The organism is Brevundimonas vesicularis (assembly GCF_900445985.1).
GTDB classification, from domain to species: Bacteria; Pseudomonadota; Alphaproteobacteria; order Caulobacterales; family Caulobacteraceae; genus Brevundimonas; species Brevundimonas vesicularis_D.
Genome location: NZ_UAQP01000005.1, coordinates 417,591 through 431,715, shown reverse-complemented (window position 1 = coordinate 431,715; position 14,125 = coordinate 417,591). Strand labels below are relative to the sequence as shown.

Sequence of the window (14,125 nt, the reverse complement as noted above, 5' to 3'; positions counted from 1 at the left end):
GAAGCAGCGCGCAGCGAACGCTGCTTAGCCCTGCTTCGCCTTGAAGCGCGGGTCGGTCTTGTTGATGACGAAGACGACGCCCTTGCGACGCACGACCTTGCAGTCGCGGTGGCGGGTCTTCAGCGACTTGAGCGAGCTACGGACCTTCATGGTCGGACGTCCTGAAAGAAACCAATAAGAAAGCCGCTGACCCGGTCGGATCGCGGCGGAGGCGGTCGTATAGAGAGAGGGGTTCGGAAGGTCAAGCCGCCAAAGCCCAAAACCGCAGAAAACCCAGTCCCCGTCTGCCCGACGGCCGCACCGGCCTCTCGTGCTCAAGTAGCGCAAAGCGCGATAGCACGACAAAAAACTATGGAGGCCTGACCTCCGAGTCGAACGGAGGGTTTACGGGGTTGCACGCCCGCCGCGTCGCCGCTCCGCCATCAGGCCGTCAGAGCTGGTGCGTCATTACGACACACACTGATAAGGCGTCCAATACAAAGGTGGTTAATAGCGCGCCTTACACCCGAGCGGGGAACGGCGAGGCAACGCATTCGCGCGGTGCGCGCTTTAGGGCGTCGAAATGGCCGTTTGCGCGGATGTCATTTCGTGTCTGACCCCGGGGGCTTTAGTTTGAATCTCATGCGCTTTTCCTACCGTCTTCTCCTGATCGGCTGCGTCTCGGCCTGCGCGCCCATGCTGCCCGAGCCGCAGGTGAATCTGCCGACACCGCAACCCCAGCCCCAGGCGGGCGCGCCGGTCACGACGCCGGCCCCCGCCCCCCAGACACCGCCGTTGGCCGCCTATGACCAGCAGGGTTTCGAGGGCTGGAAACAGGGCTTCCTCGCGCGCAAGGGCGGCGCCCGCCGCGCGGACTACGCCCGGGAACTGGAGGGCCTGACGCCCGATCCGACGGTGATCCGCCTGGATCGCAACCAGCCTGAATTCTCCAAACCCGCCGGCGCCTATGTCCAGAATGCAGTGACCCCCGTGCGAATCGCACAGGCCAAACAGCGCATCGACCGGGTGCCTTGGTCGGTGGTTCAGCGATTCGGCGTGCCCAGCGAGATCCTGGTCGGCGTGTGGGCCCAGGAGAGCGCATTCGGTCAGGTGCAGGGCGACTATGACGTGATCCGCTCGCTGGCGACCCTGGCCTATGACGGTCGCAGGCGCGATTGGGCCGAGGGGCAGCTGAAGGACGCGCTGGACATCGTCGTGGACGGCCGGCGCGAGCGTGCGGGTCTGAAGGGCAGCTGGGCCGGGGCCATGGGCCAGACCCAGTTCATGCCCGACAACTATCTGCGCCTGGGCGTGGATCAGGACGGCGACGGCAAGGTCGACATCTGGCGCGACGACGCCGACGCCCTGGCGTCCGCCGCCAACCTGCTGGCCCAGGCCGGGTGGAAGCGCGGTCAGGGCTGGGGCTATGAAGTCACCCTGCCCTCCGGCTTCGACTATGCCGAGGCGGAAGGCCCGAAACACAACTGGGCCTATTGGGCGGCAAAGGGCGTGCGCCTGGCGCAAGGGGGAACGCCGAACGGCGCCGAGGCGCTGGAAGAGGCGACCATCCTGCTGCCCCAGGGCGCGAACGGTCCGGCCTTCCTGGCCCTGCCGAACCACTATGTGATCCGCCGCTACAACAACTCGGTGTCCTACGCCCTGGCCATCGGCCTGACGGCGGACGGGATCATGGGCAAGCCGGGACTGACGAAGGCCTGGCCCAACGATCCGTCTATGACGCGCGATCAGCGCATCGGAGCGCAGCGCGCCCTGACCCAACTGGGTTACGACACCCAGGGCGTCGACGGGGTGATCGGCTCCAACACCCGCGCGGCGCTGCGTCGCTGGCAGATCGCCAACAACAGGATCGCCGACGGCTATCTGACGCCGGCGCTGGCGGACGAACTGATCCGCCGGACGAACTGAGGGCGTAAATCCGGGCATGATTCGGCGCTCCTGCCTTTCACCGGGCGGAGGGATGGAGGGCTGGGCGGAGCGCCGGGCCTTCGCCCGGACTTCTGTGGTTTGAGTTACCGTTTCGACGAAGGGTATGACGCTCCGCGCGGTTGGTTGGCCTGCAAGCTCGGGGCGCCGAGCGGTGGCGGTCTTATCGCCTAACCCCATAAGCCTGCGACGGGCGGGTCGGAGCAGCGATCCCCAATCCCCGGTGCGGCCGAGTATCCCCCTCGACCCTGCGACGCGACTGCGGACGCCGGGGCGATTCCCCGACCGATCAGCCCCGGCGCCGCGATGGAGTCTCACCATCGCTCCCGTTCCATCCGCTCTCGCCGCCGCAAGGTCGCAGGCCAGGCGAGCCCTCCATGCGACGAGACGGATGTATTATGGGGCCGTTTGACCCCGTGGATGGGAGACGGGGGACATAAATCGGCAAGCGGTTGGAATCGCGTGAAATGAACCAGCGGCATTGCGATGGCTGAGCATCGTCTCCTTTCCATGTCATGGGGAGGTGGCTCGAAGCGCAGCGGAGAGACGGAGGGGCTCTTCGCGCATCCCGGCGCTTAAGCGGCGTCTAGAACCCCTCCACCGCTTCGCGGTCCCCCTCCCCGCCAAGCGGGGAGGAGACGACGGGTTCTAACCCTTCACGCGCCAGGTGGCGCCGTCGGGACCGTCCATGACGACGACGTTCAGGGCGTTCAGCCGGTCGCGGATGCGGTCGGCCTCGGGCCAGTCCTTTGCGGCGCGGGCCTTGGCGCGTTGGTCCAGCAGGGCCTCGACCTCAGCCTTCAGCGCGGGATCGCCGCCCTCGAACCAGGCGTCCGGCGTCAGCGACAGCACCCCCAGCAGCCCGGCCGCTTCCTTCAGGCTCCAGCGGGCCATGGCGACGTCGTTGATATCGGCCTCGGCGTCGTTCAGCAGCTCACGCAGGGCGTTCCCCAGCCCGAACAGCTGGGCGACGGCGCCCGGCGTGTTGAGGTCGTCCTCAAGCGCGTCCAGCACCGGATCCAAAGCGTTCTCGGCCAGCTCCATCTCAGCCTCGTCCAGCGTGGCCTCGTCGAAGTCGGTCAGGGCGGCATCGGCGTCGCGCAGGACGCCATACAGCCGGTCCAGGTTCTTGCGGCTCTGCTCCAGCAGCCCCTGGTTCCAGTCCAGCGGCTGGCGGTAGTGGGCCGACAGAAGCGCCCAGCGGACGACTTCGCCCGGCATGGCCTGGACCAGGTCGTGCAGCAGCAGGACGTTGCCGATCGACTTGGACATCTTCTCGGCGTCCACGGTCAGGAAACCGTTGTGCATCCAGTAGCGGGCGTATTCGTCGTGGGCGTTGTCGCCATGAGCGTGGCCGTGGGCGCAGACGCCCTGTGCAATCTCGTTCTCATGGTGGGGGAAGACCAGGTCGATGCCGCCGCCGTGGATGTCGATAGGCAGGCCCAGGGTCCTTTCGATCATGGCCGAGCATTCGATGTGCCAGCCGGGACGCCCCTCGCCCCACGGCGACGGCCAGGACGGCTCGTCCGCCTTGGACGGCTTCCACAGGACGAAGTCGTGCGGGTTCTTCTTGTAGGGCGCGACCTCGACGCGGGCGCCGGCGATCATGTCGTCCAAATTCCGACCAGACAGGGCGCCGTAGGCCTTGTAGGACGACACATCGAACAGGACGTGGCCTTCGGCCGCATAGGCGCAGCCGGCGTCGACGATGGCCTGGATCTGATCGACGATGGCCGGAATGTAGTCGGTGACGTGGGGCGCGATATCGGGCGGCGAGACGTTCAGCAGGCCCATGTCGGCCAGATAGGCGGCTTCATAGCGGGCCGTGACCTCGCCGATCGGCACGCCTTCTCGCGCGGCCTTCTGATTGATCTTGTCGTCCACGTCGGTGACGTTGCGGGCGTAGATCACATGGTCGGAGCCATAGGTCCGGCGCAGCAGACGCACCAGAACGTCGAACACCACCGGCGGGCGCGCATTGCCGATATGGGCGTAGTCATAGACCGTTGGGCCGCAGACATAGAGGGTCACACGATCCTTGTTCCGGGGCTCGAACAGGCGCTTTTCACGGCGCAGGGTGTCGTGGATGTGCAGCGGCATGGATCAGTCTTTAGCGGGTTTTCTTGCGGGACGGACGGTCTGTCCCATATAGCGGCCTGATATACAGTCCCGACGGATTGTAGAAGGTAAACCGGGCGACCCGCCCGCCCCGGCCGGAAATCGAGTTCATGAGCGTCACCCCCGCCAAGCCCGTCCTCGTCAGCGATGCTGCCGTGCAACGCCCGTCGCGCGAACAGGCGCTGGAGGCCGTGCGGACCCTGATCGCCTGGGCCGGCGACAATCCCAACCGTCCCGGCCTGATCGACACGCCCAAGCGGGTGGTGGACGCCTATGGCGAGTGGTTCGACGGCTATGACGCCGATGCGGGCAAGGAGCTGAGCCGCACCTTCGAGGACGTGACCGGCTATGACGACATGGTCATCCTGCGCGACATCGAGGTGGAGAGCCACTGCGAGCACCACCTGGCCCCGTTCCTGGGCAAGGCCTATGTCGCCTATCTGCCCGGCGAGAAGGTGGTCGGCATCTCCAAGCTGGCGCGGGTCGTCGAGATCTATGCGCGGCGCCTGCAGAACCAGGAAACCCTGACCAACGACATCATCGAGGCCATCGAATCGCACCTGCAGCCGCGCGGCGTGGCGGTGCTGGTGGACGCAGAGCATCAGTGCATGACCACGCGCGGCGTGCATCATCGGCACGTTTCGACCATTACGACCCGCTTCACCGGCGCCTTCAAGGACGATCCTGCCCTGGCGGACCGTTTTTTGAAGCTGGCCAAGGCCTGAAGGCCGAACCGTCGTCCCTCTGTCGTGTATAATTGACGTTCGGGAACGGCAGATCGTTTAGAACCGCTTTACAAGCCCGCATCGGGACGCCAAGAACCGATCAAGCCTTCGGGCGATCCATAGGGAAATGTCGGCGCGGAACGCAGCCGGCGAGTAACGGAGACGAGCATGGCTGCGAAGATCGGCGGTTCCGGTGGGGACAAGCACACGATCGAACAGACGGCGGATATCAACATCACGCCGTTCATCGACATTCTGCTGGTGCTCATGATCATCTTCATGGTCGCCGCGCCGATGGCGACCGTCTCGATCCGTCTGGACCTGCCGCCTGCACAGCCGCCCACCAATCCGACCGAAGAAAAGGAACCGGTGTACATCACCATCCAGGAAAACGGTCAGCTGTTCCTGTCGGACAAGCAAACCTCGATCGACAATCTGGCCACTGACGTCTGCACCGCCCTGGGCGGCGGCGCCTGCCAGGAAGAGCGCGTCTTCGTCCGCGCCCAGCCGGAAGTGAAGTACTCGCAGTTCATGGAAGTCATGAACAAGATGCAGGAGAACGGCTTCTTCAAAGTCGGCCTGCTGAACGAAGACATCGAATAGGACCTTCGTCCTTTCCAGGATTTGGGCCGCGTTCCGAAAGGGACGCGGCCTTTTTCTTTGCCGAAAGACTTGCCGGATCGATCGACTGCACCCTTGATGCCGCATCGATTGTTCGAGGAGTCCGCCCATGCGTCGTCGCACCTTCCTGTCCGCCCTGCCCGCCGGTGCGCTGGCGGCGACCGCAGCCCAGGCCCGGCAGGCTGCTCCCGCCGCCAGGCCGACCGAGGCGGCCCCTGCGCCAGCTCGCCCGACCGACCCCTATGCCGGCGTCGGCATCGGCAACCGGATTTCGGGTCCGAAGTTCATGGGGCGCTCGACCGTCTGGGGCGCGAACGGAGCGGCCGCGACGGCGCATCCGGCGGCCAGTCTGATCGGCATCGACACCCTAAGACGCGGCGGATCGGCCATCGATGCGGCCATCGCCATCAATGCGGCCCTGGGCTTTCTGGAGCCGGTCGCCAACGGCATCGGCGGCGACGCCTATTGCATGCTGTGGGACCCCAAACAGAAGAAGGTCGTCGGGCTGAACGGCTCGGGCGCCAGTCCGCGGGGCCTCAGCCTGGAGATCGCGCGGTCCAAGGCCATCGGCGGCTATCTGCCCCGCTATGGGGCTGTGACGGTCAATGTACCGGGCGCGGTGGATGCCTGGTGGAGTGCGCACCAGCGGTATGGGAAACTGCCGTGGAAAGAGGTGCTGCTGCCCGTCGCCGAACTGTGCGAACAGGGCGTGCCCGTTCCCCAGGTCATCGCCTACTATCTGGAACGCAACATGGCTGCGTTTGATCGGGGCCAGATCCCGATCGAGGAAAACGAGAACCGAAAGCGGATCTGGGCCGCGAGCGGCGCCACGCCGAAGGTGGGCGAAGTCTTCGCCAACCCCTATCTTGGAAAGACCATGCGGATGATCGCAGAGGGCGGGCGCGATGCCTTCTACAACGGTCCCATCGCCGACCAGATCGAGGCCTATTTCAAGCGGATCGGCGGCTGGATGACCCACGCCGATCTGGCCGCCCATCATACCGAATGGGTCGAGCCGATCCGAACCAACTATCGCGGCGTGGACGTGTTCGGCCTGGGTCCGAACACCCAGGGGCTTAGCACCAACCAGATTCTGAACATCTGCGAACAGTTCGACCTGAAATCCATGGGCTTCCAGTCCGCCGCCTCGCTGCACGTTCAGGCCGAGGCCAAGCGGCTGGCGTTCGAGGACCGGGCGCGCTGGTTCGCCGACGACCGATTCTCCAAGACGCCGGTCGAATGGCTGAACTCCAAGGCCTATGCGGCGGAGCGCGCCAAGCTGATCCGGCCGGATCGGGTGATGGACCGCGTCATGCCGGGCGACGCTCCGCACCACGGCGACACCACCTATTTCAGCGTCGCCGACGCCGACGGGATGATGGTCAGCTGGATCCAGTCCAACTATCGCGGCATGGGTTCGGGCCTGGCGCCCGACAACGGCTCCGAACCGCTGGGCTTCATGTTCCAGGACCGTGGCGAGCTGTTCGCGCTGAGCGACGGCCACCCCAACATCTATGCGCCGGGCAAGCGTCCGTTCCAGACGATCATCCCCGGTTTCGCGGTCAAGAATGGTGAGCCCTGGATGGCTTTCGGCGTCATGGGCGGCGCCATGCAGCCCCAGGGCCAGGCCCAGATCATCATCAACATGGTCGATTACGGGCTGGAGCCCCAGGCGGCAGGCGACGCCCCGCGCTGGCAACACTATGGCTCGTCCGAACCGACGGGCCAGCCGCAGGAAGGAACCGGCGTGCTGCATCTGGAAAGCGGCGTGCCCGAGGCCACCAAGACCCGGTTGCGCGCCATGGGTTGGACCTTGGGCGAACCCGACGGCGGTTTCGGCGGCTATCAGAACGTCATGAAACAGATGAACCCCGGCGGACGCTGGACCTATGGCGCGGCGACCGAGATGCGCAAGGACGGGATCGCCCTGGCTTATTGAGATTGGTCTACGGAGATTGGCCGCCCGATGACCCACGACGAGGTCCGCGCGCTTCTGCTGTCGTTTCCCGGCGTCGAGGACGGCGTGTCCTATGGCGAGCCGTCGTTCAAGGTGGCGGGCAAGTTCTTCACCTGGATGCGCCCGGCGCTGGACGACAGCATCGTGGTGCATCTGGACAATTTGGATGAGCGCGAACTGCTGATCGAGATGGACCCGGCGACCTTTCATTTCACCGACCACTATCGCGACTATCCCATCGTCCTGGCGCGCATCGCCACGGTCGATCCGGTCTGGCTGAAAACCAGGATGGAAAGGCGCTGGCGAAAGGTCGCGCCCAGACGGCTCATGAAAGGCATCGATCAGGCTTGACCTGACGCGACGGAAATCCGGCATGGTCCGTATCCAATAAGGACGGACAGACACGTTGGGGGCGACGCCGTGACGGTCAGGGTCGAGGATCGCATCATCAAGTCCGGCGATGGCTGGCCGCTGGAGGCGACGACATTCAGGCCTGACGAGGCACGGATGGCGGTGCTGATGTCGGCGGGGACCGGGTTTCCGCGCGGATTCTATGGCCGGTTCGCGCGCTGGATGGCCGCGCACGGGGCGGTGGTCCTGACCTATGACTATCGCGGAATCGGCGGATCGCGGCCCGAGGATTTAGCGGCGATGCAGATGGACTATCCCGACTGGGGGCGGCTGGATATGCCCGCCGCGCTGGAGGCGTTGAAGACGGCGGCGCCCGGTCTGCCGGTCTTTCATGTCGGCCACAGCGTCGGCGGCCATTTCGTCGGCTTCATGCCGAACCAGGACGAGATCGCCCGGCACGCCTTCGTCTCGGTCGGCAGCGGCTGGTGGGGCGGCCATCACCGGAACTACAACCCGTTCGAGCTGACGTTCTGGCTGGTGCTGGGCCCGCACGATCTCAGCAAACACGGCTATGTCCGCAGCGGCAAGATGTGGCGCGGGACCGACCTGCCGCGCGGCGTGTTTGAGACCTGGAAACGGTGGTGTTTGAAGCCGAGCTATTTTCTGAAGGAGCTGGCTGACGGCGTGCTGGACCCGCAACAGTTCGACCGGGTGAAAGCGCCGATCCGGTCGTGGATTTTCAGCGACGATCCCATCGCCACGCCCGACACAGGCGCGAGACTGCTGACCGCCTATCCCGGCGCGCGATCGGAAACTCTGACGCGGCGTCCGGAAGACTTTGGCGTCAGGCGCATCGGTCATGAGGGGGCGTTCAGAAAGGGGATGGAGCCGTTATGGACGGAAATCCTGGCATGGTTCGAGGCGGACCCGGTGAACGCCGGCCGGGCGTCGACGAGCGATTAAGACGGGCGGAACCGTAGCGAAGCCGGGTTCAGAGCCTATATCGGGCGACACGGCCCAGCAGGAGACGCGCATGGCATACGGCGACCAACCCACGATCACCGTCGACGGTATCGAAATCCCCCTGCTCGGCTTCGGCACCTGGCAGCTGGAGCCGGACGATGCGCGGCGCATGGTCGCTGAGGCCCTGCGGATCGGCTATCGCCACATCGATACGGCCTGGATCTACAAGAACGAGAAGGCGGTCGGCGAAGGCATCCGGGACTCCGGCGTGGCGCGCGAGGACATCTTCCTGACCACCAAAATCTGGGTCGAGCATTTCACCCACGACGCCCTGCTGAAACAGGCCAAGGAATCGGCCGACAGCCTGGGCACGACGCCCGACCTGCTGCTGCTGCACTGGCCCAAGACGACGCCGACGTTCGAAGAGACGCTGGGCGCGCTGAACGCGGCCAAGGACCAGGGCCTGACCAAGTCGATCGGCCTGTCCAACTTCCCCTCCAAGGAATTCCGCCAGGCGCAGGGCCTGTCCAAGGCGCGGCTGCTGACCGATCAGGTCGAGCATCACCCCTATCTGGGCGTCGATCAGTTGGTGGCGACGGCGGCCGAGCTGGGGTCGTCGATCACCGCCTGGTCGCCGCTGGCGCAAGGCAAGATCGCCGACGACGCCACGATCAGCGAGCTGGCCAAGGCGCACGGCAAGACCAATGGCCAGATCACCCTGCGCTGGCTGATCCAGCACGGGATCATCGCCATACCGCGCACCACCAAGGAAACCCGCGCGCGCGAGAACTTCGACATCTTCGACTTCGCCCTGACGGACGAGGAGATTCAGCGGATGGACGCGCTGGATCGCGGCGAACGGCTGGGCGACTGGCTGGATCCGGCGTTCGAATGGGACAAGACGGCCGCCTGACAACGGCTGTGACGAGACGGGACTGTCCGTGCGAGCGAACGCCGCGTGACAGTTCCGCCTCCGCCCTTTAGGCGAAGACATGGCCTACAAATCCCTGCGTGACTTCATCGACCAGCTGGAAGCCGAGGGCGAGCTGGTGCGGGTGTCCGAACCCGTCTCCACCGTGCTGGAGATGACCGAGATCCAGACCCGGCTGCTGAGGAACGGCGGACCGGCGGTGCTGTTCGAAAAGCCGGTGATGCCGGACGGCACGATCAGCCCCATCCCCTGCCTGGCCAATCTGTTCGGCACAGTGAAACGAGTCGCCTTGGGGGTGACGCTGGAGGGCAAGGACCGGACGACGGCAGGCGAACTGCGCGAGGTCGGCGAACTGCTGGCCTTCCTGAGAAACCCGACGCCGCCGCGCGGTCTGGGCGACGCGATCGAGATGCTGCCGCTGATGCAGACCGTCCTGTCGATGCGGCCCAAGACGGTGAAGAAGGCGCCGGTGCAGGAGGTGGTGCTGAAGGGGGATCAGATCGACCTGACCGCCCTGCCCGTCCAGTCGTGCTGGCCCGGCGAACCGGCGCCCCTGATCACCTGGGGCCTGGTCGTGACCAAGGGGCCGTCGGACGACCGCGAGGACGACTTCAACCTGGGCATCTACCGGATGCAGGTGTTAGGCAAGGACAAGGCCATCATGCGCTGGCTGGCGCACCGCGGCGGGGCGCAACACTATGCCCGGCACAAGAAGGCGCGGCCCAAGGAGCCGCTGCCCTGCGCCGTGGTGCTGGGCGCCGATCCCGGCACCATCCTGGCGGCGGTGACGCCGGTGCCGGACACCCTGTCGGAATATCAGTTCGCCGGCCTGATGCGGGGCGCCAAGGCCGAGCTTGTGCCCTGCAAGACCGTACCGCTGATGGTGCCGGCACAGGCCGAGATCGTGCTGGAGGGCCATGTCCTGCTGGACGAGTTCGAGGACGAGGGCCCGTACGGCGACCACACCGGCTATTACAACTCGGTCGAGACGTTCCCGGTCTTCAAGGTCAGCGCCATCACCATGCGCCGCGACCCCATCTATCTGACCACCTTCACCGGCCGGCCGCCGGACGAGCCGAGCGTGTTGGGCGAGGCGCTGAACGAGGTGTTCATTCCCCTGCTGCGCCAGCAGTTTCCGGAGATCACGGACTTCTGGCTGCCGCCCGAGGGCTGCAGCTACCGGATCGCCGTGGTGTCGATGAAGAAGGCCTATCCGGGCCACGCCAAACGGGTGATGCTGGGCGTCTGGAGCTATCTGCGCCAGTTCATGTACACAAAATGGGTCATCGTCGTGGACGACGACATCGACGCCCGCGACTGGAAGGACGTCATGTGGGCCATCTCCACCAAGATGGACCCGGCGCGCGACATCACCGTGATCGAGTCGACGCCCATCGACTATCTGGACTTCGCCAGCCCCGAAAGCGGCCTGGGCTCCAAGATCGGTCTGGACGCCACCGACAAGTGGCCGCCCGAGACCAAGCGCGAATGGGGCGAGGAAATTCGCATGGACGAGGCGGTCGTCGAACGGGTCAACGACCTGTGGGACCGTCTCGGCCTGCCGGGTGACGGAACGCCGATCTGGAAATAAGCTCGGCTTTTGGTCACGCCGGGGGGCGATGTGAGCGCATTTGAGTTCTTCTTCAGCTTCTACGGCCTGCTCTTGGGCCTGTCGGTGGCCGAACTGGTCGGCGGGTTCGCGCGGGTGCTGCATGAGAAGCAGCGGATTCGGTTCGGCTGGCTGACGCCGATGCTGGCCCTGTTCGTGGCGATCGATATCGCCACCTTCTGGAACCAGGCCTGGGTCATCTTCCGCGGCGCGCCGTTCAACACCTTCGTGCTGCTGGTTTCGCTGGCCATCGCCGCGACCTTCTACGTCGCCGCCAGCGTGACCTTTCCGCGCGTGTCGGCCGAGGGCGGCGATGATCGGATCGATCTGGACGCGCATTTCTGGTCGCATCGGCGACTGGTGTTCGGCTGCATCCTGGCGGCCAATCTGATCGTGGCGGTGATCGTGATCATCCTGGCCCAGCTCAATCCCGGCTTCGCCCAGATCGCCGGCTCGGTGCGATTGTGGGTTGGGGTCGCCATCTTCGTGATTGGCACGGCGACGGCGGCGTTCGCGCCATGGCGCCGGGTTGCGGTCGGCGCCCTGGTCGTCGTGCTGCTGTACAGTCTCTGGCAGATGGGGAACGCGGCGGCGCTGCTGCTCAAAGCCGGCGGCTGGGCGCCCGCGCTGGGCGGCGGCGGGTGAAACCTTGTCAGGGCCGCGCAATCGGCTCACGAAAGGCCATGCAGTCCCCTCTTCTGGTTTCGGCGCTGGTCGCCGCCCTTGCCTGTAGCGTGAGCCCCGCCATGTCCCAGACGCTTCCCAACACCGCCCCTTGGGATCAGGCCTTCTTGCCGCCCGCCCCCGCATGGAACGGTGCGTCCATGGCCCTGCTGCGCGATGCGTCTGATCCGTGGGTCACAGCATTCGAGGCCGATCCGGGCCACGACTTCAGCCCCAACTATGTCGACACCCGCGCCTGGTTCGATCGTCTGGACGCCGCCAGCGATCTGATCCGCATCGAACAGTTCGGCGTCTCGCCCGAGGGCCGGCCCATCTATGCGGTGATCGCCTCCAAGGATGGCGCGACGTTCGATCCGGCCAAGCCCGTCCTGATGATCCAGGCCGGCATCCACCCCGGCGAGATCGACGGCAAGGACGCGGGCATGATGCTGCTGCGCGACATCGCCTTCTATGGGAAGGACGCCCTGCTGGACCGGGTCAACCTGATCCTGATCCCGATCCTGAGCGTGGACGGCCATGAGCGTTCCGGCCCCTATTCCCGGCCCAACCAGCGGGGCCCGCGCATCCAGGGCTGGCGCAATACGGCGACCAACCAGAACCTGAACCGCGACTATCTGAAGCTGGACCAGCCCGAGATGCGGGCCGTGCGCGGCCTGATCCTGAAATACCGGCCGGACCTGTATGTGGATGTCCACGTCACCGACGGCATGGATTACCAGTACGACGTCACCTACGGCTTCAACGGCGAGGACGGGACCTTCAGCCGTTCGCCGAACGGCTCGGCCTGGCTGGATTCGGTGTTCAAGCCGGCGATGAACGCCGCGCTGGAACGCGAAGGCCATATCCCCGGCGAACTGGTGTTCGGCATCGACGACGACGAGCCGAAGAAGGGCCTGTCGGACGGCGGCCTGGGCGAGCGGTTCTCCAACGGCTGGGGCGCAGCCGCCCATGTGCCGACGATCCTGATCGAGAACCACAGCCTGAAACCGCACGAACAACGGGTGCTGGGCACCTATGTCTTCATCGAGGAGGCGATGCGTCTGCTGGCCGATCAGGGCGCCGGTCTTCGCGCAGCGACGGATCAGGACAAGGCCCTGCGCCCGGCGCAGATTCCCGCCAACTTCGAGGCCGACGAGACGCCGTCGTCCACCCGGCCCTTCAAGGGCATGCTGTACGAGATGTATGACAGTCCGGCCTCGGGTCGGAAGGAGATCCGCTGGCTGGGCCGCCCCGATCCCGACCTGTGGCAGATGCCCTTCTATGGCTCCAAGCCGACGCTGACCCTGACGCGGCCGACGGCCTACTGGGTGCCGGGCTATCGCACCGACATCATCGAGCGGCTGAAGACGCACGGGATCGAAATGGAGACGGTCGAGGCTGCGCGCACAGTAAACCTTTCGATGCTGCGCCTGGTCGAGCCCAAGCTGGCGACCCGCGCCAATGAAGGTCACGTGCAGGCTTCGGTGAAGACGGTGGAGGTCGAAAAGCGCGACTGGACGTATCCGATCGGCTCGGTGCGGGTGCCGACGGATCAGCCGCTGGGCGACATCGTCGTGCTGCTGCTGGAGCCGCAATCCAGCGAGAGCTTCTTCGCCTGGGGCATGTTCCCCGAGGTGATGAGCCGGGTCGAATATATCGAGGCCTACGCCATCGCGCCGCTGGCGGACAAGATGATGGCGGCGGACCCCGCGTTGAAGGCCGAGTTCGAGGCCAAGGTGGCGGCCGACGCCACGTTCGCCGCCGATCCGCAGGCGCGTCTGGCCTGGTTCTATGAACGCACGCCCTTCTATGACGACCACTATCTGCTCTACCCCGTCGGGCGCGAGGACTGATCGATGACCACGCCGCTGATGTACGCCGTCCAGGCCGCCGCCCTGTGGAGTGGCCTGCTGATCCTGATGATGCTGGTCTTGTCGGGCATCGTCGTCAGCGGGCGGCGCAAACATATGGTGTCGTTCGGCGACGGCGGAAACGCGGATCTGATGGCCGCCAGCCGCGCCTTCGGCAATCTGGTGGAATATGCGACGCCGGGCATGATCGCGATGCTGCTGCTGGCTGCCGTCGGCGCGCCGGCCTGGATGGTTCACGGGGTCGGCGCGACGCTGTTCGTCGGCCGGGTCGCCCATGCCCTGGGCCTTTTGCTGCAGACCGGGCCGTCGCTGGGTCGCGTCGTCGGCATGCTGCTGACCTGGGTGGCGCTGCTGACGGCGGCTGTGGGCCTGATCGCCTTCGCCGTCGTCTGA

General features: G+C 65.7%; 13 protein-coding genes. 11 read left to right on the top strand and 2 right to left on the bottom strand.

Features of this window, described 5'->3' with window-relative positions; all coding sequences use genetic code 11:
* Positions 1-24: 24 nt before the first annotated feature.
* Entirely contained in the window at positions 25-150 is a 126-nt protein-coding gene (gene ykgO, locus DT343_RS02190; protein ID WP_008263184.1) for a type B 50S ribosomal protein L36, read from the bottom strand.
* Positions 151-621: 471 nt separating this feature from the next.
* Here ykgO and DT343_RS02185 point away from each other — a divergent pair, with 471 nt between their 5' ends.
* On the top strand, positions 622-1,905 hold the full coding sequence (locus tag DT343_RS02185; RefSeq protein ID WP_066552112.1) for a lytic murein transglycosylase: 1,284 nt from the start codon (positions 622-624) through the stop codon (positions 1,903-1,905).
* A 666-nt stretch (positions 1,906-2,571) separates the two neighbouring features.
* Here the strand turns inward: DT343_RS02185 and cysS are convergent.
* Complete coding sequence (gene cysS, locus DT343_RS02180) at positions 2,572-4,023, bottom strand: cysteine--tRNA ligase (protein WP_112861577.1); 1,452 nt, start codon at positions 4,021-4,023, stop codon at positions 2,572-2,574.
* A gap of 128 nt (positions 4,024-4,151) precedes the next feature.
* On the opposite strand from cysS, the gene folE reads away from it, so the two are divergent.
* From folE to DT343_RS02130, 10 genes are all read left to right on the top strand, one after another.
* Positions 4,152-4,766: a GTP cyclohydrolase I FolE gene (gene folE / locus DT343_RS02175; RefSeq protein WP_112861576.1), complete on the top strand. Its 615-nt coding sequence runs from the start codon at positions 4,152-4,154 to the stop codon at positions 4,764-4,766.
* Positions 4,767-4,934: 168 nt separating this feature from the next.
* Positions 4,935-5,369 (top strand): biopolymer transporter ExbD, encoded by a 435-nt coding sequence (locus DT343_RS02170; protein WP_055753310.1) that lies wholly within the window; start codon positions 4,935-4,937, stop codon positions 5,367-5,369.
* 127 nt (positions 5,370-5,496) lie between these two features.
* Positions 5,497-7,326, top strand: a complete 1,830-nt coding sequence (locus tag DT343_RS02165; RefSeq protein WP_112861575.1) for a gamma-glutamyltransferase family protein — start codon at positions 5,497-5,499, stop codon at positions 7,324-7,326.
* Positions 7,327-7,353: 27 nt separating this feature from the next.
* Positions 7,354-7,695 carry an MmcQ/YjbR family DNA-binding protein gene (locus tag DT343_RS02160; RefSeq protein WP_112861574.1) on the top strand — a complete coding sequence of 114 codons (342 nt, stop codon included), beginning with the start codon at positions 7,354-7,356 and terminating at the stop codon, positions 7,693-7,695.
* A 69-nt stretch (positions 7,696-7,764) separates the two neighbouring features.
* Positions 7,765-8,658, top strand: coding sequence for an alpha/beta hydrolase family protein (locus DT343_RS02155; protein ID WP_258522478.1), 894 nt, complete (start codon positions 7,765-7,767; stop codon positions 8,656-8,658).
* A 70-nt stretch (positions 8,659-8,728) separates the two neighbouring features.
* A complete protein-coding gene (locus tag DT343_RS02150; RefSeq protein WP_112861573.1) occupies positions 8,729-9,571 on the top strand; it encodes an aldo/keto reductase in 843 nt (280 codons plus the stop codon).
* Positions 9,572-9,650: 79 nt separating this feature from the next.
* Entirely contained in the window at positions 9,651-11,180 is a 1,530-nt protein-coding gene (locus DT343_RS02145) for a UbiD family decarboxylase (protein WP_112861572.1), read from the top strand.
* A gap of 30 nt (positions 11,181-11,210) precedes the next feature.
* Complete coding sequence (locus tag DT343_RS02140) at positions 11,211-11,843, top strand: hypothetical protein (RefSeq protein WP_220116433.1); 633 nt, start codon at positions 11,211-11,213, stop codon at positions 11,841-11,843.
* Positions 11,844-11,881: 38 nt separating this feature from the next.
* Positions 11,882-13,714 carry a M14 family metallopeptidase gene (locus tag DT343_RS02135; RefSeq protein ID WP_112861570.1) on the top strand — a complete coding sequence of 611 codons (1,833 nt, stop codon included), beginning with the start codon at positions 11,882-11,884 and terminating at the stop codon, positions 13,712-13,714.
* A gap of 3 nt (positions 13,715-13,717) precedes the next feature.
* A complete protein-coding gene (locus DT343_RS02130; protein WP_017505339.1) occupies positions 13,718-14,125 on the top strand; it encodes an MAPEG family protein in 408 nt (135 codons plus the stop codon).